At 65.1% G+C, this 21,028-nt stretch carries 19 protein-coding genes; 6 read left to right on the top strand and 13 right to left on the bottom strand.

Annotated features, from left to right (window positions below):
- Positions 1-112 precede the first annotated feature (112 nt).
- Positions 113-856: a peroxide stress protein YaaA gene (gene yaaA, locus AC1TPF_RS17005; protein ID WP_482144810.1), complete on the top strand. Its 744-nt coding sequence runs from the start codon at positions 113-115 to the stop codon at positions 854-856.
- A 17-nt stretch (positions 857-873) separates the two neighbouring features.
- Here yaaA and AC1TPF_RS17000 read toward each other — a convergent pair whose 3' ends face one another.
- From AC1TPF_RS17000 to AC1TPF_RS16985, 4 genes are all read right to left on the bottom strand, one after another.
- Positions 874-2,379 carry an MFS transporter gene (locus AC1TPF_RS17000; protein ID WP_482139112.1) on the bottom strand — a complete coding sequence of 502 codons (1,506 nt, stop codon included), beginning with the start codon at positions 2,377-2,379 and terminating at the stop codon, positions 874-876.
- Between the two features lie 73 nt (positions 2,380-2,452).
- Positions 2,453-3,691, bottom strand: coding sequence for a uroporphyrinogen-III C-methyltransferase (gene cobA / locus AC1TPF_RS16995; protein ID WP_482139110.1), 1,239 nt, complete (start codon positions 3,689-3,691; stop codon positions 2,453-2,455).
- 57 nt (positions 3,692-3,748) lie between these two features.
- On the bottom strand, positions 3,749-3,997 hold the full coding sequence (locus AC1TPF_RS16990) for a hypothetical protein (RefSeq protein WP_482139109.1): 249 nt from the start codon (positions 3,995-3,997) through the stop codon (positions 3,749-3,751).
- Positions 3,994-4,953 carry an acyl-ACP desaturase gene (locus tag AC1TPF_RS16985; RefSeq protein WP_482144809.1) on the bottom strand — a complete coding sequence of 320 codons (960 nt, stop codon included), beginning with the start codon at positions 4,951-4,953 and terminating at the stop codon, positions 3,994-3,996. Before AC1TPF_RS16985 ends, AC1TPF_RS16990 begins: the two co-directional genes overlap by 4 nt.
- Positions 4,954-5,053: 100 nt before the next feature.
- Between AC1TPF_RS16985 and AC1TPF_RS16980 the strand changes: the two genes are divergently transcribed.
- Positions 5,054-5,716: a response regulator transcription factor gene (locus tag AC1TPF_RS16980; RefSeq protein ID WP_482139105.1), complete on the top strand. Its 663-nt coding sequence runs from the start codon at positions 5,054-5,056 to the stop codon at positions 5,714-5,716.
- A gap of 5 nt (positions 5,717-5,721) precedes the next feature.
- Here the strand turns inward: AC1TPF_RS16980 and AC1TPF_RS16975 are convergent, their stop codons facing one another.
- The 6 genes from AC1TPF_RS16975 to mqo are packed head-to-tail and all read right to left on the bottom strand — an operon-like array spanning position 5,722 to position 13,289.
- The gene (locus AC1TPF_RS16975; protein WP_482139104.1) at positions 5,722-7,341 is read right to left on the bottom strand and encodes a GAF domain-containing sensor histidine kinase; all 1,620 of its coding nucleotides are present in this window, start codon (positions 7,339-7,341) and stop codon (positions 5,722-5,724) included.
- Complete coding sequence (locus AC1TPF_RS16970) at positions 7,338-8,777, bottom strand: cobyrinic acid a,c-diamide synthase CobB (RefSeq protein WP_482139102.1); 1,440 nt, start codon at positions 8,775-8,777, stop codon at positions 7,338-7,340. Before AC1TPF_RS16970 ends, AC1TPF_RS16975 begins: the two co-directional genes overlap by 4 nt.
- Positions 8,771-9,385 (bottom strand): cob(I)yrinic acid a,c-diamide adenosyltransferase, encoded by a 615-nt coding sequence (cobO, locus tag AC1TPF_RS16965; RefSeq protein WP_482139100.1) that lies wholly within the window; start codon positions 9,383-9,385, stop codon positions 8,771-8,773. Before cobO ends, AC1TPF_RS16970 begins: the two co-directional genes overlap by 7 nt.
- 48 nt (positions 9,386-9,433) lie before the next feature.
- On the bottom strand, positions 9,434-11,332 hold the full coding sequence (locus AC1TPF_RS16960; protein WP_482144808.1) for a VWA domain-containing protein: 1,899 nt from the start codon (positions 11,330-11,332) through the stop codon (positions 9,434-9,436).
- A 4-nt stretch (positions 11,333-11,336) separates the two neighbouring features.
- Positions 11,337-11,792, bottom strand: coding sequence for a GNAT family N-acetyltransferase (locus AC1TPF_RS16955; protein WP_482139096.1), 456 nt, complete (start codon positions 11,790-11,792; stop codon positions 11,337-11,339).
- A gap of 12 nt (positions 11,793-11,804) precedes the next feature.
- Positions 11,805-13,289 carry a malate dehydrogenase (quinone) gene (mqo, locus tag AC1TPF_RS16950; protein WP_482145136.1) on the bottom strand — a complete coding sequence of 495 codons (1,485 nt, stop codon included), beginning with the start codon at positions 13,287-13,289 and terminating at the stop codon, positions 11,805-11,807.
- A 207-nt stretch (positions 13,290-13,496) separates the two neighbouring features.
- Between mqo and AC1TPF_RS16945 the strand changes: the two genes are divergently transcribed.
- The 4 genes from AC1TPF_RS16945 to AC1TPF_RS16930 are packed head-to-tail and all read left to right on the top strand — an operon-like array spanning position 13,497 to position 17,688.
- Complete coding sequence (locus tag AC1TPF_RS16945) at positions 13,497-14,513, top strand: alpha/beta hydrolase (RefSeq protein WP_482139094.1); 1,017 nt, start codon at positions 13,497-13,499, stop codon at positions 14,511-14,513.
- Complete coding sequence (locus AC1TPF_RS16940; protein ID WP_482144807.1) at positions 14,506-15,900, top strand: mycothione reductase; 1,395 nt, start codon at positions 14,506-14,508, stop codon at positions 15,898-15,900. The genes AC1TPF_RS16945 and AC1TPF_RS16940 overlap by 8 nt, the downstream gene beginning before the upstream one ends.
- 52 nt (positions 15,901-15,952) lie before the next feature.
- The gene (locus tag AC1TPF_RS16935) at positions 15,953-17,305 is read left to right on the top strand and encodes a DUF222 domain-containing protein (protein ID WP_482144806.1); all 1,353 of its coding nucleotides are present in this window, start codon (positions 15,953-15,955) and stop codon (positions 17,303-17,305) included.
- Positions 17,302-17,688, top strand: coding sequence for a hypothetical protein (locus AC1TPF_RS16930; RefSeq protein ID WP_482144805.1), 387 nt, complete (start codon positions 17,302-17,304; stop codon positions 17,686-17,688). The genes AC1TPF_RS16935 and AC1TPF_RS16930 overlap by 4 nt, the downstream gene beginning before the upstream one ends.
- 4 nt (positions 17,689-17,692) lie before the next feature.
- Here AC1TPF_RS16930 and AC1TPF_RS16925 read toward each other — a convergent pair whose 3' ends face one another.
- The 3 genes from AC1TPF_RS16925 to map all read right to left on the bottom strand — a co-directional run bounded on the left by AC1TPF_RS16925 (position 17,693) and on the right by map (position 20,995).
- Positions 17,693-18,514 carry an alpha/beta fold hydrolase gene (locus AC1TPF_RS16925; protein ID WP_482144804.1) on the bottom strand — a complete coding sequence of 274 codons (822 nt, stop codon included), beginning with the start codon at positions 18,512-18,514 and terminating at the stop codon, positions 17,693-17,695.
- A gap of 78 nt (positions 18,515-18,592) precedes the next feature.
- Positions 18,593-20,110, bottom strand: a complete 1,518-nt coding sequence (locus AC1TPF_RS16920) for a cobyric acid synthase (RefSeq protein WP_482145135.1) — start codon at positions 20,108-20,110, stop codon at positions 18,593-18,595.
- A 21-nt stretch (positions 20,111-20,131) separates the two neighbouring features.
- Entirely contained in the window at positions 20,132-20,995 is an 864-nt protein-coding gene (map, locus tag AC1TPF_RS16915) for a type I methionyl aminopeptidase (RefSeq protein ID WP_482139086.1), read from the bottom strand.
- Positions 20,996-21,028 lie beyond the last annotated feature (33 nt).

Raw genomic sequence — 21,028 nt, 5'->3', positions numbered from 1 at the left:
CTGCATCCCTGTGACCAGAGGCGGCTGCATCTCTCGAACCGGACCAAGCGCAGGCCCTCCGAGCAGACCGGGCCGGGGCGGTGGCCGGGGTGGACCGATACGGTCTATCACTGTGTTGATCGTGCTGCCCCCCTCAGAGACCAAGGCCACCGGTGGCCGTGGCGCTCCCCTCGACCTCGACCTGCTCTCGCTGTCCACCCTGACGCCGCTGCGCCGCAAGATCGCCGACGCGCTCGTCACAGTGGCCGGCGACGCGGCAGCCAGTCAGAAGGCGCTGGGGCTGGGCGTATCCCAGTTCGACGAGATCGAGCGCAACGCCCAGTTGTGGTCGAGTCCGACCTGCCCGGCGATCGAGCGGTACACGGGCGTGTTGTTCGACGCCCTCGACTACAAGTCACTGACGCGGTCCGCGAAAGCCAAGGCCGCAGATCGGTTGGCGATCGGTTCGGCGCTGTTCGGCGTGGTGCGCGCCACCGACCCGATTCCCGCATATCGGTTGTCGGCCGGGTCGAAACTGCCCGGATTCGGCACCCTCGCGGCCAACTGGAAGCCGGTGCTCACCGATGCGCTCGTCGGCCTGGACGAGGATCTGATCGTCGATCTGCGGTCAGGTGGCTACCAGCAACTGGGGCCGGTCCCCGATGCCATCACGGTCACCGTGCTGACCGAGGCAGCGAACGGCACCCGGACGGTGGTCAGCCACTTCAACAAGCATCACAAGGGGGTGCTGACGCGATCGCTGCTCGGCTCCCGCAAGCAGGTACGCGACGTCAACTCGTTGGCGGCGGTTGCCGTCGCGGGCGGTCAGCGTGCCGAGATCGGCTCGGACCGCGAGCTGATCATCCTCACGGACTGACCGGCTTCGACCTGCGCTCAGGCCGTCAACTCGTCGGGATCGACCGAGGTGTGGGCGACTTCTTGGGCCGCCTGCCCTTCGGCCACGTCCTCCGGTGTGAAGCGCATGAACAGGACGACGATTCCGGCCGCAACCGCGATCAACGCGCAGCAGACGAAAGCCAGTCCGTAGCCGCTTGCCAACGCATCGAGCTGGCTCGCATCCATCTCGTCGATCGGCCCGGTGGTCCCGCCTTCGGAGAGGGTGCGGCTGGTCACCATCGCACCGACCGCGACCAACGCGATCGCACCACCGAGGTTTTGGGCCACCTGGGCAAGAGCGGTCAGCGGGCCGATCTCGTTGGGGCCGACTCCGGCCACCACCGACAGGGTGAGCGGGATGACCGCCATGCCGACGCCTGCACCGATCACGACGACCGGCACAAAGATGTGAGGGAAGTACGCCGGGGCATCGCGCGCGATGCTCGCCGCGTACGCGCAGCCGGCAACCACCACCAGACCGCCGACGAGGACCAGCCAGCGTGGCTGGTATCGGAGCGCGAGTTTGGAGGCGATAGCCGCCGCGGTACCGAGCCCGAAGGCAAAGGGCACCACTGCCATACCGCTCTGGATCGGCGAATACTTCAGGATTCCCTGCAGGTACAGCGAGATGAACACCGCCATGCACATGATGATGGCACCTGCCAGCAGGATCGCCACCAGCGCCGCCACCCGGCTGCTGTTGGCGAACAGTGAAAACGGCAGGATCGGATTCGCGGCGCGGCGCTCGACGAATACGAACGCGATCAGCGAGACCAATCCGACGATCAGCGGGATCACCACCACCGGACGCAGCCAGCCGCCCGGTCCTTCGTTCACAGCGAGCACGACCAGGGTGCAGCCCAGCGTTGCCAGGACCGCGCCCTTCACATCGAGGGACATCCGCTCGCCCTGCGATTCGCGCAGACACATGACCGCCCCGAGCACGACCAGCAGGCCGATGGGCACATTGATCAGGAACACCAGGCGCCATGAGAGTTCGGTGAGCACTCCGCCTGCGATCAACCCGGCGACCGATCCGATGCCGGTCATCGCCGCATACACGGCAAACGCCTGGTTCCGTGGCTTGCCGGGCGCAAATGTGGTCGCGACCAGCGCCATCGCGGTCGGTGCGGCCACCGCCGCAGACGCACCTTGCAAGGCGCGTCCGATGATCAGGCTGATCGGATCCCAGGCCAGACCACACAGCAGTGAGGTGACCGTGAACGCGGCAACACCGGCGACGAACATACGTTTACGACCGAAGGTGTCACCCAACCGTCCGCCCAGCAGCATGAGGCCACCGAAGGCCAGCACGTAGGCGGTGATGATCCAGGCGCCGCCGCTGTCGGACAGGCCCAGCGCGTTCTGGATTCTGGGGAGCGCCAGCGCCGCGACCGTGCCATCGAGCACGACCAGCAGTTGCATTCCGCCCAGCACGGCGATCTGCGGGCCCCACACACGGGTCTGGCCGACGTCAGCGGCCACGGCTGGTGATGAGGTCATGGGGATCGAGGCTACCGGTGCCGGACTCCCGCTTCACAATCATGGTTGTAACGATCGTACGGTGGTCGACGTGTCACAGCGCCGCATCAAAACCGGCAACCGGTCCGATGACCACGATCGCGGGTGGCCGGACCTGCGCGTTCTTGGCGTCCACCGCAGCCTCGCCGAGCGTTGTCCGGACTACCCGCTGGCTGCTCAGTGTGGCGTTTTCGATGATGGCAACCGGGATCGTCGCGTCACGGCCGCCATCCATCAGTGCGTCGGCGAAGATGTCGAGACGTTCGACCGCCATCATCAGGACGATGGTCCCCCGCATCTGCGCCAGTGCCGGCCAGTTGACCAGGGAATCGGGATGATCAGGCGGGATGTGCCCGGAAACGATCACGACTTCGTGGGTCACGCCTCTGTGGGTCACCGGGATGCCGGCCGCCGATGGTCCGGCGATGGCACTGGTGATCCCGGGGACCACGGTGACCGGGACGCCTGCGGCAACGCACGCCTCGAGTTCTTCGAAGCCGCGCCCATAGACGTACGGATCGCCGCCCTTGAACCGGACCACGAACTTGCCTGCCTTGGCACGGTCGATGAGGACGTCGTTGATGGCCTCCTGCTTCATCGCACGGCCGTAGGGCACCTTCGCGGCATCGATGATCTCGACGTGGGGCCCCAGTTCGGCCAGCAATGCCGGTGGCGCGAGCCGGTCGGCAACAACAACATCGGCAGCGGCAAGTAGACGTCGTCCCCGCACGGTGATCAGATCCGGGTCGCCGGGTCCGCCACCGACCAGCGCCACACCGGCCGGCTGCCGTTCCTGAGCGGCGGCTTCGAGCCCGGCCGCGCCGAGCTCTCCGCCGCCGAGCGCCTGACCGATGGCCGTCCGCACGGCGGCCGAGCGACGGTGATCACCAGCTGCCAGGACGCCGACCGTCAGATTGTCGTGACGCAGCGAGGCGGGCGTGACGGCGGTGCCGTGGCGGGCGTCGTCGGCGCGGACACAGAAGATCCGGCGCTGCTCGGCCTCGGCAACCACGGCGGCATTGACGTCCGGGTCGTCGGTAGAGGCCAGGGCGTACCACGCGCCGTCGAGGTCACCGGGTTCATAAGGACGGGCGTGCAGGGTGATGCCGGGAAACGACTCCACCGTTGGCGTGGCCTCCGGTGTGATCACGTGGATGTCGGCGCCGCTGTCGGCGAGTGTGCCGAGCCTGCGCTGCACCACCGAGCCGCCGCCGATGATCACCACCCGCCTGCCAACAAGATTCAGCCCGACGAGGTAGTGGTCGTGGCCCATCTCGGGTGTCGATTCGGTCATGCGTAGACCGTACTGTGGGCCTTCGGCGGCAACTGAGTGGACACCGACCACGCAGTCTCAGAGAGGCAGTTCCCCGGTCTCCCGGATCCGGGCCCACACGTCGGCGGTGGGTATCCCCTGCCGATGTGCAGCCGATGCGATCATCCGGGCCAGCATGCGCGAGGCAAGGTATTCGGTTTCGGTACTGTCCGCGGAATCCGCACGGATCTGGTTCCACCAGCTGATGTTCCCGCAATGCGCAGCCTCTGCCATCGCGATCACCGCGTCGAACGGAACCTTCCGTTGCCCGACGTCCTCGATCGTCACGACGCTTCCCGTTCATCGCGTGCGAGCATGCGCGCACGCGACCGTTCGAATCGATCGACTTTGCCTTGCAGGTCTTCGAGGAATACGGCCAACTCGTCGCGGGTGCGTTCGCCTTCGGGACCGAAATCGGTGCGCTCGAATATGTTCCACTTGCGCAGGACCGGTTCGACAACCTCGTGCAGGTGCTGCGGGAGATCGTAGATCCCGGCCTTGGCGATCAGCACGGCGTTGCGACGGAACCCCGGCATCGAGGCACCCGGCATCTGGAACATGGACAGGACCAGGGCAATCGCCTTGATGGTCTGATCGGGAGTCAGGTCGAGCGCGCCTGCAAGGATGTTGCGATAGAACAGCATGTGCAGGTTCTCGTCCGCGGCAACCCGCGCGAGCATCCGGTCGGCGATCGGGTCGCCACACGCCTTGCCCGTGTTGCGGTGTGACACGCGCGTCGCGAGTTCCTGGAAGGTGACGTAGGCCACCGCAAACAGCATGTCCGAGGACCGATCTCGATTCCCGTCGTCGGCGGGCATCGGGTTGAAACCCTGGGTCATGTGGATCATCCGGGCTTCTTCCAACGCCACCGGATCGACACCACGGGTGACGACCAGGTAGTCACGCATGACCACGCTGTGCTTGTTCTCTTCCGCGGTCCACCGGCCCACCCAATAACCCCAGGCGTCGTCGAGGGTGAAGTTCTGCGCTATCACCCGGTGATAGGACGGCAGATTGTCCTCGGTCAGCAGGTTGGTGAACATCGCCGCCTTGGCCGTCTCGTCCAACTGGGACTGGCTCGGATCCCAGTCGATTCCACCGAGTGCGGCGAAGTTCCGTCCCTGATCCCACGGCACGAAGTCGTGCGGGTGCCAATCCTTCGACATCGCCAGATGCCGATTGACCTCTCCTTCGCAGACAGGCAACAACTCGCGCAGCAGATCCGACCCGGACATCGTTTTCATGCATCCGAGTCTGCCTCCGGACATCTTGTCCGCGCGTGGGTCAAAAGTCCCTGTTCACCGGGGCGATCGCCTCGTTTTGTGGTGCGGTACTTTGAAATCCATGACGGCGAAAATCAGGGCATTTCTGGTCGATGATCACGAACTGGTACGCCGCGGACTCCGCGATCTCCTCGGGACGGCAGACGACATCGAGGTGGTCGGTGAGGCCTCAAGTGTCAGTGAGGCATTGGTTGCGATCACCGCCGCGGTCCCCGACGTGGCCATCCTCGACGTCCGGCTGCCCGACGGCAACGGCGTCGAGTTGTGTCGCGAGATCCGCAGTGCCACACCGTCGGTGCAGTGTCTGATGCTCACCTCTTACGCCGACGACGAAGCGTTGCTGGCTGCTGTGATGGCCGGCGCCGCCGGGTTCGTCCTCAAGCAGATCCTGGGGCACAACCTGGTGGCCGCGGTGCGCACGGTCGGCACCGGTGGATCACTGCTCGACGCCGGGAGCACCGCCGCGTTGATGGCCAAACTGCGGGCCGACGGCAACGGCGTCGATCCACTCGCCGAGTTGACCGGTCAGGAACGTGAGGTCTTTGCACTCGTCGGCGAGGGGATGACCAACCGCCAGATCGCGGCGAAGATGTTCCTCGCCGAAAAGACCATCAAGAACTACGTGTCCCGGATCCTTGCCAAACTCGATCTGCAGCGGCGGACACAGGTTGCGGTGATGGCCACCAAACTGAAGGAAAAGAACGAGCGCGGCCGTCAGTCCTAGCGGAGTTACAGCGGCACGGTCCAGCTGATCGTGGTCCCGCCGCCGGCGGTGTCGGAGATGGCGAACGTGCCATCGTTCTGTTCGGCCCGGCGCGCGAGATTGTTCAATCCGCTGTGCGCCACGGTCGCACCGATCCCTGTTCCGTTGTCGGTGATCGAGATACTCAACACTTCGTCCGCAGAGACGAGGACGTCGATCCGTTCTGCCTTCGAATGCCGTAGCGCATTGGAAATACCTTCGCGCAGAACAGCTTCGATATGCCCATCCAGCCGCGACGGGACCAGGGTGTCGACGGGTCCGGCAAAGCGCACCGACGGTGAGATCGGTGCATGAGCCGACAACTCGGTGACGATGTCCAGTGCCCGACGCCGCAAGGTGGCCGAATCCTGGGCGCTCTCCCCCGAGGTGTTGAGATCGAAGATCGACGTGCGAATCTGCTCGACGGTCCGGTCCAGGTCGACGATCGCCTGGCTGAGCTGACCATCGTCACCGATCCGAGACGAGAACGACTGCAACGACATCCCGATCGCGAACAACCGCTGGATCACGTGATCATGGAGGTCCCTGGCGATCCGGTGGCGATCGGTGAGCATGTGCATCTCCCTGGTCACCGCCTGCTGCAGCTCGTATGCCAGTGCCATCGAGGCGATGTCGGCCGTGGCGATCAGACCCGACTCCTCCTCCTCGGCCCACACGGGACGCGCGGTGTGCGTCAGCATCATCACGCCGAAACGCCCACCGGCGCGCAGCAGCGGCACCATGCTCACCCACGCCGCCCCGCCGCGCACCAACGGTGCCGGGACATCAGTTGCCGGGGCGACCTCGATACCCGAGAACTGACCCAGCTCGAATGCGCCCAAACGCGGTAGTTCGCCGGTGTGCGCCAGCACGTTGGCCCGATTGTCATCGGTCCCGAGAATGAAAACGTCTGTGGCCCCGGCCAAGTCCGCAAGGTCGACGGCCAGCGCGGTGAGGGTGTCCTCGAGCGCGGCCCCCACCAGCGGTCCGGCTCCCCGGCGCGCGAGCATCCGCATCCAGCGTTCCCGCGTGCGTGCACTCTCGAACAGCCGGGCGTTGTCGATCGCGACACCGGCCGCCGCCGACAGCACCCGTACCGCCACCTCATCGGCTTCGTTGAAACCCCCGCCGGTGACCTTCTCGGTGAGATAGATGCTGCCGAACACCGCGCCGCGGACGATGATCGGCGCCCCGAGGAACGTCGCCATCGGCGGATGGTTGGCGGGGAATCCCACCGCGCTCGGGTGCGCACCCAACTCGTCGATACGCAGCACCTGCGGATGGTTGATCAGCAGCCCCAGCACACCACGGCCCACCGGCAGATGGCCCATCGTCGCCCGCACCTGAGGTTCGATGCCCGTGTGAACAAAAGCCGAGAGCTGCCCGTCATCACCGCGCACACCGAGCGCGCCGTACCGGGCATCGAGTGCATCCACGGCGACATTGATGATCCGCTGCAGGGTGGCGTCGAGATCCAGGCCGCTGCCGACCGCCAGCACCGCTTCGAGCAGCTCCCGCATGACCACCGGACTGTCGCTGAGCTCGGACATGTCGATCCCGGCCAACAGGCCCGCCGTCAGATCCAGCTCCGCTGATCCACCGCTCATCGCTGCTCCACAGGGGCTCGGCGCGCGGCAGCCACCAGACGCGACACCGCCTCCGGATTTCCCGCCGGATGCGTGTGCAGGTATGACGCGTGAACCTGGGCACCCGGCCGAGCCGAGGTCCAGCCTTCCCTCTCGGCCACCCCGTCCCGGCGCCAGCCCCAGGCCGAGGGAACCGAATCATCCACTGCCGTAACCGTGGTGCGATGGAACTCGTGTCCCCGAACCCTCGTGCCTGCGGGGAACAACACGGAATCGGTGATGGCCACCGCATCGCGATAGCCCAACGTCAGCCTCTTGCCGAACGTGCCCCGCAACGGCAGCACTCCGGCCATCGCGTGGTTGTCGAGACTCTGCGACAGATACAGCAGGCCTGCGCATTCGGCATGGATCGGGATCCCCGAACCGGCCGCCGCACGCAGCGCGGTGAGCAGCGGTCTGTTCGACGCCAACGCCGCGGCGTGTTCTTCGGGGAATCCGCCTCCGATCACCACTGCCGTGCAACCGTCCGGGAGGAGGTCGACCACCGGATCGAAGGTGACCACGTCGGCACCGGCCGCCCGGAGCAGTTCGCTGTGCTCGGCATAGCCGAATGTGAACGCCGCACCGGCGGCAACCGCGATCACCGGCCGCGGGCCCTGCTGTTCCGGTGTTCCGACCTCCTCATCAGCAGACCAGATCGGACCGGAACGGCCGGCAGGCCCGATGTCGGCCGCCGCCACCAGTGCCGGCACATCCACTGCGCCACCGACCAATTCGGTCATCGCGTCGATGGCGGCAATTGCTTCGGGGCCGCGTTCGGCGGCCGGGATGAGTCCGAGGTGACGCGAGGGCACCGCCATCTCCGGGTTACGCGGCACCGCACCGAAAACCTGAAGTCCGGCGCGGTCGCAAGCCTGTCGCAGTACGTATTCGTGTCGCGGTGATCCCACCCGGTTGAGGATCACGCCACGGATGTCGATGCCCGGGTCGAAGCTGACGAACCCGTGCAGGATCGCTGCCAGGGACTGGCTGTGCCCGGATGCGTCCACGACCAATACCACCGGCGCCCCGAGGAGGTTGGCCACCTGCGCTGTAGATCCGGGAGCGATCGCGGGCATGTGGTCTTCGGTGATCCGGCCATCGAACAGGCCCATCACGCCTTCGATCACCGCGATGTCGCATCCGGTCGAACCCGATCGGTACAGCGGACCGATCCGTTCCTCGCCGACCAGAACCGGATCGAGGTTGCGGCCCGGCCGACCGGCGGCGATGCCGTGGTAGCCGGGATCGATGTAGTCCGGCCCCACCTTGAACGGTGCGACCTGATGCCCCGCCCGCGCCAGCGCACCGATCAAACCCGTTGTGATCGTGGTCTTTCCACTCCCCGATGACGGGGCCGCGATCACTATCGCAGGGGGAGACGAGCTCACTATCGCAGGGGGAGACGAGCTCACCATTCGATGCCCTTTTGACCTTTGCGCCCGGCGTCCATGGGATGGCGCACCTTCACCATCTCCGTGACCAGGTCGGCGGCCTCGATCAGCGCGGCAGGCGCCCGCCGACCGGTGATCACCACATGTTGCTTACCCTCGCGGCTGCCCAGCACGTCGAGGACATCGTCGAGATCGATCCATCCCCAGTTGATGGGATACGTGAACTCGTCGAGGACATAGAACTGATGCTCCCCCGCGATGATGCGTCGGCGGATCTCGGCCCATCCCTGCGCAGCCTGCTCGGCATGGTCGGCATCGCCGCCTGCGTGGCGTATCCACGACCAGCCCTCGCCCATCTTGTGCCACTGCACCGGACCGCCCTGACCGGTGGTGCTGTGGAGCTCTCCGAGCGCGATGAGCGCGCTCTCCTCGCCGACCTTCCACTTCGCGCTCTTCACGAACTGGAAGACGCCGATGTCCAGACCGGCGTTCCAGGCGCGCATGGCCATTCCGAAGGCCGCGGTCGACTTACCCTTGCCGTCGCCGGTGTGCACAGCGAGCACCGGCTGATTGCGCCGCGCACGTGTGGTCAGTCCGTCGTTCGGAATAACAGATGGAACACCCTGGGGCACAACATTTCCCTTCTACACCACGACTCGCCGAGGACTCATCCGAGTCGCTCATGCCGCCGATCTGACAACTGCGGCGACGCCACCGGCGGTCAGATCGGCAAGCTGCACACAATCGCCACCCAACTGGCCGGCCAGCGACCGGGCCAGGCCGAGGCGGACCAAACCCTGTTCACAGTCCACCACGATCGCCGACGTGCCGTCACGACGCAGTCGGTCTGCGGCGGCACCGGCGCGAGCCAGGGCTCCGCTTCCCGAGGTGGCCCGGCCGTCGGTCAGCACAACCATCAGCGGTCGCCGGTTCGGTTCTTTGTAAGCATTGCGGCGCACCACGTCTCGAGCCGCGATCAGCCCTTCTGCCAGCGGCGTCCGGCCACCCGTCGACACACCGGTCAGCCTGCGCACAGCGGCGTCCACCGAACGGGTGGGTGGCACGGTGACCTCGGCGCCTGCGCCTCGGAGGGTGACCACCGCGACGCGGTCGCGGCGCTGATAGGAATCGGTGAGCATCGACACGACCGCGCCGGACACGGCATCGAGTCGCTTGCGCGCGGTCATCGAACCCGACAGGTCGAGCACGAACACCACGAGATTGCCCTCTTTGCCCCGCCGCTCGGCGTACCGGATGTCTTGCGGCAGCACGTGCAGTCGGGCCTGACCGCGTTCGATGTGCTCGTCGGCGGCCGCCAGGATCGTGCCCATCAGGTGCACCCCATGGCCGCCATCGCGCACCCCACGGAGAGCCTGTCCCCGACTGCTCAGCGACGGTGACCGTCGCCCCGGTTCGCCGTTGCCGACGCCGGTGGCGCGCAGTGCCTTTACCGCGCCACCACGGCGGTCCGGCGAGAAACCCGGACCCGGTGGTGGCACACCACCGCCTCCGGGGTTGTCCGGATCGGGATCAGGTTCACCGGATTCGGGCGCCCCGGCATCGGGTGGTGCCGAATCCTGTGGTGCCGATTCATTTGGGGCATCGTTGTTCTCGGTGCCGGGGTCCTGTGGCGCCTGCTGATCAGCCCTCTCGAGGGCATCGTCGATCTGCTGCTCGGTGAGGCCGGGTTCATCGAACGGATCTCGCCGACGTCGGTGCGGCAGTGCCAATTCGACGGCGCGGCGAACATCGATGTCCTCGACCTCCACAGCTCCGCGCCACGCAGCATGGGCCCGGGCAGTGCGGGTGACCACCAGGTCGCCCCGCAGACCGTCGACCTCGAGCTCAACGCAGATCGCCGCGATCCGGTGCAGCTGCGCAGTCGGAAGGACAACCGATACAAGTGCAGCCCTTGCCTTTTCGATCGCAGCGGCGATCTCGGCGTCGGCGTCGGCGTACTCCGCAGCGAATCCCGCGGGATCGGATTCGAACGCAATCCGGCGTTCGATCACCGCAACGCGCTGCGACACCTCGCGCGGTGCGGTCACATCGACGGCCAGCCCGAATCGGTCCAGCAGCTGCGGTCGCAGCTCACCCTCTTCGGGGTTCATCGTGCCGACCAGAACAAATCGCGCAGATTGGGTGTGCGACACACCATCTCGTTCAATGACCACCCGGCCGGTCGCAGCCGCGTCAAGCAGCACGTCGACAAGATGATCGGCGAGGAGATTGACCTCGTCGATGTAGAGGACTCCGCCATCTGCATGGGCCAGCAGCCCGGGGGTGAAAGCCTTTGCCCCTTCGGCGAGGATCTTCTGTAGATCCAGCGAACCGATCACACGGTCCTCGGTGGCACCGATCGGTAGTTCGACAACCGTCGCCGCGGAATCCCCGTGCCCGGGCAGCAATGGACCCAGTGCACGAACCACCGTCGTCTTGGCTGTCCCCTTCTCGCCGCGGATCAGCACCCCACCGATCGACGGTGCGATCGCGGACAGGATCAGAGCAAGCTTGAGCTGCTCCGATCCGACCACCGCGCTGAACGGGAACCGGATATCCGGTTCCGCCCGAGTTGTCACACCGTCAGCGATATCCGCCACGCTTCATCGGCGTATGCGGGACACCGTCGAGAAGGTATTCCTCACCATCGACGACAAACCCGTGCTTGGCGTACATATCGACCAGGTAGGTCTGTGCGTGAATATTGCACAGGTCTGATCCGACGTCGGCCAAAGCGGTCTGCAGCAGACGACTGGTGTGACCTTGGCCACGACGCGAACGCTCGGTGCAGAGTCGGCCGATCCGGAACGACTTGCCACCGTCGTGCTCTTCGATCAGACGCAGGGTGCTGATGATCTCGCCGTCTTCTTCCAGCCACAGGTGCCGGGTGTCGGGATCGAGGTCGCGACCGTCGAGTTCGGCGTACGGACAGGCTTGTTCGACGACAAACACCTCCAGCCGCAACTGGAAAATCTTGTACAGCGTCGGCATGTCGATGTCCTGGGCCCAGCTGCGGTGCAGGCTAGCGGTGGCTGTCATATGGGATACCTATCACACGCCGGCAGGTGCTGCCAGGTGAGCAGATGCCTCACCGGTGCCCTGACCGTTGTTGTCGACCAAGTTCAGTACTTTCGATGACCAATCCCACACCTGACCGAACAGATCGGGGTTGTCGTTCAGCTTGGTGCCGTACGACGGGATCATCTCGGTGAGCAGTGGCTCCCAGGACTGGAAATGCTTCGGGAAGCAGCGTTGCAGGACGTCAAGCATGGCCGGGACCGCCGTCGAAGCGCCCGGTGAGGCACCCAGCAGACCCGCGATGCTGCCGTCCTCGGCAGCGATCACCGCGGTGCCGAACTCGAGCGCACCGCCGTGACCCTTCTTCCGGATGACCTGCACCCGCTGACCGGCGACAATCATTTCCCAGTCCTCGGCAGCAGCGCGCGGCACGAACTCGGACAGTGTCTCCACGCGGTCCGCGGGACCGGCGGCGAGTTCACTGATCAGGTACTTCAGCAGACCGAATTCCTTGGGAGCGATCGACAGCATCGGGATCGCGTTGCCCGGCTTGATCGACGCGAGCAGGTCGGTGTTCTTGCCCTCTTTGAGGAACTTCGGCGACCAGCCGGCGTAGGGACCGAACAGCAGGCCCGCGGTGCCGTTGATCACGCGGGTGTCGAGGTGCGGGACCGACATCGGAGGTGCGCCCACCGCCGCCTTGCCGTACACCTTGGCGCTGTGCTCGGCGATCAACTCTTTGTTGGTGCAGCGGAAGAACGCGCCACTGACCGGGAAGCCACCAAATCCCTTGGCCTCCTTGATGCCCGACTTCTGCAGGAGCTGCAGTGCGCCACCACCGGCACCGACGAACACGAAGCCCGCCTTGACGGTGGACTTCTCCTTGGTACGCAGGTTCTTGACCTTCAGCTGCCAGCTGCCGTCCGATTCCTTGTTCAGGTTCGTGACGGAATGACCGAAGTTGACGGTGGCCCCGGAGCGACCGACAAAGCCGAGCAGTTGCTGGGTCAGTGCACCGAAATCGACGTCCGTGCCGCCGGTGAACCAGTTGAGCGCCACCGGATCCGAGAAGTCGCGACCGGCCGACATCAGCGGCAGGCGCTTGGTGAACTCGGCGGGGTCGGTGATGTATTCCATGCCCTTGAAGAGGGTCTCCCCGGCAAGGTTGTCGTAACGCTTGCGGAGATAATCGACGTTCGACTGGCCGTGAACAAAGCTCACATGCGGGATCGGGTTGATGAACTCCTCGGGAGAGGAGAGCACACCGGTCTCGACCGAATTGGCCCAGAACTGCCGAGACACCTGGAACTGTTCGTTGATCGTCAGCGCCTTGGTGATGTCGACATCGCCGTCAGCGGTCTGCGGGGTGTAGTTCAACTCACACAACGCTGAGTGACCTGTACCCGCGTTATTCCACGGATCACTGCTCTCGGCAGCGGCCGCGTCGAGTCGCTCGAAAATGCTGATCGACCATTCCGGCTGCAGACGATGCAACAGCGTCGCCAGCGTGGCGCTCATGATTCCGGCGCCTACCAGCGCAATGTCGGTTGTGATCACTCCACCGTCGCGCGGGGTTGCAGACTCAGACACTCCAGCTCAACTTCCTGTTCCAGCCTATCTACGTGTGGCGACCATTGTCTCTCATCAGTCCCGGTGCACTGCAACTGGTCCGCCCTTGCCGCACCACGACGCCGCCGCCCGCGGCGCTGGCTACAGTGAACAACCGTGGCACCTTCATCCTGGCAGCCCGACGCCCTCGGCCCGGACTTCTCGACACTGACCTTCGACCTGGGAACCGATCCCGACGGAGAAGGCGAGATCGTCGCAACCCTGATCCGGCACCAGCGGCCCGAGGCGACCACGGCAGCAGTCCTCTATGTCCACGGATTCACCGACTACTTCTTCCAGCGCGAACTGGCTGAGTTCTTCACCTCGCGCGGATACGCATTCTATGCGTTGGACCTGCGTAAATGTGGCCGTTCCCAACGCCAGGGACAAACGCCACACCAGATCACCGACCTGGCGGCCTACGACACCGAACTCGACCTGGCGATGGCCCAGATCAACTCCGACACCGCCTCAGCGCCGGTGATCGTCGTCGCCCACTCCACCGGAGGCCTCGTCACTCCACTCTGGCTCGACCGGCGCCGCGCGCGTCCCGGTACCGCGGTCGGCAGGCCGGCCGGGCTGATCCTCAACTCCCCCTGGTTCGATCTGCAGGGTGCACCGCTCCTGCGCACCGTCGGAACCACGGTGATCAATTCGGTCGCCCGCGTTCGGCCGACGACAGCCATCCCGCGCAAGCTCGAGGGCGCCTATGGCCGAAGCCTGCACAACTCGGTGTACGGCGAATGGGACTACGACCTGAACTACAAACCGCTGGACGGATATCCGGTGACCTTCGGATTCCTCAGCGCGGTCCGCCACGGCCAGGCCCGCCTGCACCAAGGCCTCGACGTCGGCGTCCCGTCGTTGGTGTTGCGCTCCGACGCGACCACTCTGGCCGGGCCCGGCCCGGACGGCGTGGTTCCGCACATAGATTCGGCCGACGGTGTGTTGGACACCCGCCAGATCGCGCGTTGGGCCGGGTGCCTGGGCAACCGCGTCTGCGTGGTCCCCGTACCCGGCGCGCGGCATGACGTCTTCTTGTCGAAAACGGGCGTACGCGAACTCGCGTACGCCGAGATGGACAACTGGTTGCAGAGCAACCAAAAACGAATACGAGGTGGACAGAATGCCTGAACCGACATTGGTTGATCTGGCGATCATCGGATCGGGTACCGGTAATTCGATTCCCGACGAGCGGTTCGAAGACCAGCAGATCGCGATCTTCGAGGAGAGCATCTACGGCGGGACCTGCCTGAACGTGGGTTGCATCCCCACCAAGATGTTCGTCTACGCCGCCGAGGTCGCCGAGACCATCCGCGAAGGCGCCCGTGTGGGTGTCACCGGCTCGGTCGACAAGGTCGATTGGCCGGGCATCGTGCACCGCGTCTTCGGACGCATCGACCCGATCTCCGCAGGCGGCAAGCGCTACCGCGTGGAGGACTGCGACAACATCACGGTCTATTCCAGCCACGTGGAGTTCGACGGTGTCGATGCCGACGGACGATACCGTTTGCGCACTGCGGCAGGCGATCTCGTTCTGGCCACCAAGGTTGTCATCGCTTCGGGTTCGCGGCCGGTGATACCCGATGCCATCACTGACAGCGGCGTAAAAGTACACACCAACGACGACATCATGCGACTGCCGGAGGTGCCCGAACATCTCATCATCGTGGGCAGTGGCTACATCGCGGCCGAGTTCGCCCACGTCTTCGGGGCACTGGGTTCGAAGGTGTCGATCATCGCGCGCAGCGGTGCACTGCTGCGGGCCCAGGACCACGACATCTCCGCACGATTCACCGAGATCGCCACCGAGGCTTGGGATGTGCACCTCAACTCCAAGCTCACCACCCTCAAGCCCACGGAGCGGGGCCTTCGGATGGAACTCGCCGACGGCACCGTCCTGGACGCCGACGCATTGCTTGTCGCTGTCGGCCGGACACCGAACTCAGACAAACTCGGGCTCGAGACCATCGGGGTCGGAGTCGACGACGAAGGCCGGATCCGGCGTGATGCGTTCGGCCGCACGGCAGCTCGAAACGTATGGACGCTCGGTGACGTCAGTTCGGCGTACCAGCTCAAGCATGTCGCCAATCACGAAGGCCGCATTGTGCAGGCAAACCTGTTGCGGGACTGGAACGGAACCGATCTCGACTCCTTCGACAACCGGTTTGTCCCGGGTGCGGTCTTCACCCACCCTCAGATCGCATCAGTTGGGATGACCGAACACGAAGCCGCCGCTGCCGGTCTCGACATCACCGTCAAGGTCCAGGCCTACGGCGACGTCGCCTACGGCTGGGCAATGGAAGACACCACCGGCCTGTGCAAGGTGATTGCGGAAAAGGGCACCGGCCGGATCCTGGGTGGCCACATCATCGGGCCGCAGGCGCCGACGGTGATCCAGCCGCTGATCCAGGCGATGTCCTTCGGCACCGACGCGCACACCTTGGCACGCGGCCAGTACTGGATCCACCCCGCGATGCCCGAGGTTCTCGAGAACGCACTGCTCGGCCTGGAGATTTAGTCGGTCCTCCTAACAGAATCGAATGTCAGACCCCTCGGATAGCCTCGCATGTATGTTCGAGGGGGAGATCGAAGATGCAGGTGGGGACGATGAGATCGGCCCTGCCCATCTGCTGCGTCCAAACGAACTGTTACGCAACACCGACCTGGCGATGAAGCGGCAGAGTCGGATGGAGTGGGAACGCTATACCGCCGTTGCGGAGTTGCACCGTCAGTTGGTCCAACCGTCCGCAGGCACCGAGGTCGAGATGCGGGCGCTCGATCCGTTTGCCCAGTGTGCTGCGAGATTGTCGGCAGCTCAGGGAATCACGCAGCAAGCTGCGGAACGTCAGATCAACTGCGGGCTTGCGTTACGGGACCGACTCCCCCAGGTCAACGCTCTGCTCAAGGCAGGACGGATCCGTGTTCACCACATCGCAGACATCATTTCCCGGACTGATCTGATCGACGGTTCGGAGCATATGGCCGACATTGATCGTGAGATCGCCGAACACCTGCGCAGGCGCGGCTCGTGGTCGAAGCCCCGGATGCGGGACATGGTTGATGCCACCATCTTCCGCCGTGACCCTGACCTTGTGCGCAACAACCGGCAGGACGCGAAGAAGAATCGTGGGGTGTGGGGTTCGAACGCCGACCACGGCATGGCCGTTATGGACGCCCACGGCACGGCGGAAGAAATGACGATGATCATGGCCCGCCTGGAGAAGCTGGCCATGTCGACCTGCAAAGCTGATCCGCGCCGCAAATCCGACCGGATGGCCGATGCACTGTTCGCCACCGTGATGGGCCGCGAGTTCTACTGCCAGTGTCCCAACGACCCCAAACATCGGTGCACCGCCGAGATCACCATCGTCCCGGCCGAGCAGGTGGTCTCGGGTGTTGATGTGAAGATCGTGCTCCACGTGATCACCGATCAGGCCACCCTGGACGGCACTGCCGACAATCCCGGGTTCTTGGACGGGCACGGGGTGATCTCCGGCGACCATGTCCGCGATATCGCGACCCGGCCGGAGACGATCACGCGGCCGATCGGCAACAAGGCCACGCATCCCGGCGGCAGCATGCCGGCGGGCAACCGCAAGACCCGTCGGTCGAAGAAGGCGCGGGCGATCAGAAAGATGTTTGCCCAGGCGCCACAGAATCCGGACGTCGGCGAGTTCCCGGATTCGAACGCCGAGAACCAGCCCACGAAAGCGCCGTTCCCGCAGGCGATTCCGCTTCCGGCCACCCAGCCGGGTGACCGGTACCGGCCCTCGGTTGTCCTGGACACCTACCTTCGGATCCGGGACGTCTACTGCATGTGGCCCGGCTGTGAGCACAAGGCTGGGGAGCCGATCTGGATCACACCTGCGAGTACAACCACAACGATTCCGAGGCCGGTGGCTGCACCCATCCGTCAGAGATGAAGACGCTGTGCCGTTTTCATCACCTGCTCAAGACCTACTCTGACTGGCTAGATGATCAGTACCCCGACCCCTCGACCGGTCGTACCCGCCTGGTCTTCACCACCCCCGAAGGACGCCACTACCACGGCCCAGTGTGGACCGGCGATGACCTCTTCCCGCCGCTGCGGCTGATCGTCTTCGACAACCAACGCGGCTCACCAAGCCTGCGGCCACCGACACGACCAGAATCAGGTCAGCACCGCCAACAGTCGCGCACCATCGCGAAACACGCACGCCGCCAACAAGAACGACTTGCGAACCGTCGACAGCGCGAACTGGAAGCGCAACTCACCCGTGAACTCCGCGAGGAACGGGGACGAAACAGTCCGCCACCGACGTACTAGATCCTCACCAGACGGATGAACGCAGTGCGACCTCGCTGGCAACGGCGGCGGGGGCGTTCTGCGGGATCCAGTGGTCCATCCCCTCGAGCGCGGAGAAGCGGAAGTCGGAGTAGACGAATCGTCCACTGGCCTCGGCCTGTTCACGTCCGAGGGCGGCGTCGCCGTCGCCCCAGAGCACTGTGGTGGGCGCCTCGATCGGCCCGCAGGCGAGGTTGGTCTTGATGTCGCCGGTGAAGTTGGCGCGGTACCAGTTCAACGCCGCCGTCAGCGCGGGTCGCTCGGTCAGGGGCAGAACACTGTCGTCGGGCACGAGATCGCGGAGGACCTTCGCGTTGTCGGCCAGCATCACGTCCTCGGCCCCGGTCTTCACGAAATCGAGGATGTACGCCGAGCGGTCGCGCTGGTCACTGGATGCCAGTGACGCCGCAATGGCCGACGGATGGCCGACGCTGATCGCAACGAGTCCGGTCACCCGGTGCGGATGCTTCGATGCCAGATGCCAGGCGACCAGCGACCCGAGGTCGTGGCCGACCACCATCGTGTAGCCGACACCGAGCGCATCGAGGATGCCGATCGCGTCGGCGACCAGATACTCGAGCTGATAGTTCTCGGCGCCGTCGGGCCTGGCGCCGGCGCTGTAACCACGCTGATCAGGGACGATCGTTCGGAGGCCGGAATCGTGCAATCGGCCGACCACATGGTCGAAACAGGCTCCGGTGGTCGGGAATCCGTGCAAGAGGAGTACGGACGGCCCGTTTTCTGGGCCACCGATCCGGACGTCGAATTCCAGGTCGCCCACAGTGATGCTGCGGTGTTCGATGCTCACCTGCGTCAGCCTACGTGCCGAGACCCTCGCCGCGGGTGAACTCGACACCACATCCGCGATGGGTCGGAGTCTTGTTGATCAGGTCAATGCGGTCGTGATCACCGGCAATCCGCTCGGCGCCCCATTGGTGATGATCTCGCTCACGCGATCGAAATCGAGGTGTGTCTCCACCAGATCGGCGATCAGATCGAGCTGAGCCATGCGCGCGGCTTCGAACGAGACCCGGCCGGCCACGAAACCGGCCAGCCCCGCCTGCTCCGCCACCCGCATCAGGTACTCCCGACGGAACTCGTCGCAGGCGAGCAATCCGTGCCAATGCGTGCCGACGACCACACCCGCGACGCTGCCCTCCGGACCGAAATCGTTGTCGGTGAGCAGCGCGGCATCGCCGCTGCCGACGACCCGTCCGTGATGGATCTCGTAGCCGTGCACCGGTTTACCGAATGCCGAACCGCAGACCTGCCGAAGAATCTTGTCGGTCTCGAACCGCACCCGCAGATCGAGGAGACCGAGCCCCTGTACTGCTCCCGCGCTGCCTTCGACGTTGTCGACGATTTCCCGTCCGAGCATCTGATAACCACCACAGATGCCGAGCACCGGCTTGCCCTGACCAACTCGGTTGATCAACGCGGTATCGAGGCCTCGGGATCGCAACCAGGCCAGATCCGAGACCGTGGCCTTGCTGCCGGGCAGCACCGCAAGATCTGCCGTCGCCACCGCGGCCGCGTCGTCGACCCACCGGACATCGACACCTGGCTCGCACGCCAACGCCTCGACGTCGGTCGAGTTCGAGATCCGTGGCAACCGGATCGCAGCCACCGACAGGCGATCGGTACCCACCGCCGGGGCGGCACGGCCGACCGTATGACCGACCACCGAGGCCAGGGAATCCTCCGCATCGAGCCACAAACCCTCGGCAAAGGGCACCACACCCAGCGTCGGTCGGCCGGTGAGTTGTTCGAGCTGCACCAACCCTGGTTCCAGCAGCGAAACAGATCCGCGGAATTTGTTGATCACGAACCCGGCAATGCGGGCCTGATCCGAAGGACTCAGGCACGCCAGTGTGCCGAACAGATGGGCCAACACTCCCCCGCGATCGATGTCGCCGACCACCAGCACCGGCAAGTCCGCGGCCTGCGCCAGGCCCATGTTCGCGATGTCGGAGCGCCGCAGGTTGATCTCCGCGGGAGACCCCGCACCTTCACAGATCACCACGTCGAAATCAGCACGCAGAGAAGCCAATTCCTCGGCGACGATCTGAGCCAATGCCGTCCGCCGCGTGTGATAGTCGGATGCGCCGACCGTTCCGTCCACCCGGCCGCGCACCACCACCTGCGATTGGCTGTCACTGCCGGGTTTGAGGAGCACCGGATTGAACCGGACCGACGGCGCCAGACCACAGGCAGCGGCCTGCATGGCTTGCGCCCGGCCGATCTCACCGCCATCGAGTGTGACCGCAGAGTTGTTCGACATGTTCTGCGCCTTGAACGGCGCGACCGACACACCGCGTCGATGCAGCGCCCGGCACAGACCGGCAACGATCAGGCTCTTACCGGCGTCGGAACTCGTTCCGGCGACCAGCAAAGCGCCCCGGATCCGCTGCGGGGCCGACACCGATCAGGCGTCCGGCAAAGTCAAGATCTCGGCGCCCGAGTCCGTGACAACCAGTGTGTGCTCGAACTGAGCGGTCCACTTCTTGTCAGCGGTCACCACGGTCCAGCCGTCGTCCCAGATGTTGTATTCGAGCCCGCCCAGGTTGATCATCGGCTCGATGGTGAACACCATGCCCGATTCGATAACCGTGTCGATGTTGGGCTGGTCGTAATGCAGGATCACCAGGCCGTTGTGGAATGTCTCTCCGATGCCGTGACCGGTGAAATCGCGGACCACGTTGTAGCCGAACCGATTTGCATACGATTCGATGACCCGGCCGATCACGTTCAGTTCCCGGCCCGGACGCACGGCCTTGATTGCGCGGGCGGTGGCCTCTCGCGTGCGATCGACCAGGTCGACCACGTCCTGCGCCACGTCACCGGCGAGGAACGTCGCGTTGGTGTCCCCGTGCACTCCGTTGATGTAGGCGGTCACGTCGATGTTGACGATGTCGCCGTCCTCGATCACCGTCGAGTCCGGGATGCCATGACAGATCACCTCATTGAGCGAGGTGCAGCACGATTTGGGAAAGCCCTTGTAGCCCAAGGTCGACGGGTACGCGCCGTGGTCGATCATGTACTCGTGTGCGATCCGGTCCAGCGCGTCGGTGGTGACACCCGGCGCGACGGCCTTACCGGCCTCGGCGAGCGCATTGGCAGCGATCTTGGACGCCAGGCGCATCTTCTCGATGGTTTCCGGGGTCTGCACCCACGGTTCATCGCCTTCTTTGGCAGTGGATTTCCACACATACTCTGGTCGAGCGATGTTGCTGGGGACCGGCAGTGTGGGTGAGATCTTTCCGGGGGCGAGGGCGGCACGAACTGGCATGCGCTCCAGCCTAGCCCGCGAAGGCGACCGCAA

It is taken from the genome of Williamsia sp. Y853 (genome assembly GCF_056786495.1).
Note: the sequence above shows the minus strand (reverse complement) of the source record. Positions and strands in the feature narration are given on the sequence as shown.

Excerpts from the sequence above, each read along its gene's own strand:
- AC1TPF_RS17000 (WP_482139112.1), bottom strand. The coding sequence starts at position 2,379 with ATGACCTCATCACCAGCCGTGGCCGCTGACGTCGGCCAGACCCGTGTG.
- cobA (WP_482139110.1), bottom strand. The coding sequence starts at position 3,691 with ATGACCGAATCGACACCCGAGATGGGCCACGACCACTACCTCGTCGGG.
- AC1TPF_RS16985 (WP_482144809.1), bottom strand. The coding sequence starts at position 4,953 with ATGAAAACGATGTCCGGGTCGGATCTGCTGCGCGAGTTGTTGCCTGTC.
- AC1TPF_RS16980 (WP_482139105.1), top strand. The coding sequence starts at position 5,054 with ATGACGGCGAAAATCAGGGCATTTCTGGTCGATGATCACGAACTGGTA.
- AC1TPF_RS16975 (WP_482139104.1), bottom strand. The coding sequence starts at position 7,341 with ATGAGCGGTGGATCAGCGGAGCTGGATCTGACGGCGGGCCTGTTGGCC.
- AC1TPF_RS16970 (WP_482139102.1), bottom strand. The coding sequence starts at position 8,777 with ATGGTGAGCTCGTCTCCCCCTGCGATAGTGAGCTCGTCTCCCCCTGCG.
- AC1TPF_RS16955 (WP_482139096.1), bottom strand. The coding sequence starts at position 11,792 with ATGACAGCCACCGCTAGCCTGCACCGCAGCTGGGCCCAGGACATCGAC.
- mqo (WP_482145136.1), bottom strand. The coding sequence starts at position 13,289 with ATGAGCGCCACGCTGGCGACGCTGTTGCATCGTCTGCAGCCGGAATGG.
- AC1TPF_RS16940 (WP_482144807.1), top strand. The coding sequence starts at position 14,506 with ATGCCTGAACCGACATTGGTTGATCTGGCGATCATCGGATCGGGTACC.
- AC1TPF_RS16935 (WP_482144806.1), top strand. The coding sequence starts at position 15,953 with ATGTTCGAGGGGGAGATCGAAGATGCAGGTGGGGACGATGAGATCGGC.
- AC1TPF_RS16930 (WP_482144805.1), top strand. The coding sequence starts at position 17,302 with ATGAAGACGCTGTGCCGTTTTCATCACCTGCTCAAGACCTACTCTGAC.
- map (WP_482139086.1), bottom strand. The coding sequence starts at position 20,995 with ATGCCAGTTCGTGCCGCCCTCGCCCCCGGAAAGATCTCACCCACACTG.